This is a genomic window from Bacteroides sp. MSK.20.82, assembly GCF_019052485.1.
GTDB lineage: Bacteria > Bacteroidota > Bacteroidia > Bacteroidales > Bacteroidaceae > Bacteroides > Bacteroides thetaiotaomicron.
This window is the reverse complement of record NZ_JAHQUN010000138.1, coordinates 1-675: the sequence shown is the minus strand read 5'-3', so window position 1 is coordinate 675 and position 675 is coordinate 1. Positions and strand designations below refer to the sequence as shown.

General features: G+C 44.9%; 1 protein-coding gene and 1 pseudogene. Both read left to right on the top strand.

The window, feature by feature from the left end:
* A pseudogene (locus tag KTR07_RS28170) lies at positions 1 to 267 on the top strand (transcriptional regulator); the annotation flags it as partial.
* Positions 268 to 277: 10 nt separating this feature from the next.
* Positions 278 to 646: a UpxZ family transcription anti-terminator antagonist gene (locus KTR07_RS28165; RefSeq protein WP_011107952.1), complete on the top strand. Its 369-nt coding sequence runs from the start codon at positions 278 to 280 to the stop codon at positions 644 to 646.
* The last annotated feature ends 29 nt before the right edge of the window (positions 647 to 675 follow it).

The following is a 675-nucleotide window of genomic DNA, read 5'->3' as shown; positions in this document are numbered from 1 at the left end:
GAGAGTAGTCCTGCTGTAATTCCTGACGAGCAGATGGCTCGTTTCCGTTTCATGCTTGATTATTCGGAAGAATCGATAAGCATGAACAGTTCTCCTTTGGCTCGTGGCGAAAAGGTTCGCGTGATCAAAGGTCCGTTGACGGGTCTTGTTGGCGAACTGGTTAATGTGGATGGTAAAAGTAAGATTGCTGTTCGCTTGAATATGCTGGGATGCGCCTGTGTTGATATGCCTGTCGGTTATGTAGAGCCGATTATGGCGGCTGTTTAAGGCAAGGGATATGGATGCTATTATTTTACAAGAAAATATAGAGGGTTTATTAAGTTTGGTACGTATGCTGCTTCCTGGTGGGGGGAGTGCAGGCTGCGTGTATTTGGATGATCTTTCAGCATTACAACGATCCATCCACGAAAAGATTAACGATTTATATTCTCAACGGGGGGAGACACCGGAGCAGGATGCTACCCTGTGTTTGGCCATCCTTCAGGGATATAATGTGTCGATGTACGCCAATCCGGAAGACGAAGAAAGAAAACAGGCTGTTTTGACCCGTTCTCTGTCTCTTCTCGATGTTCTTCCCCCTTCTCTTCTTAAGCAACAGTTATCTGCCGTCTGTCATGGGATGCAGGAACTGTGTGAAATCAACTGAAACTTTTTTATTTGTCAATGAAAATACAA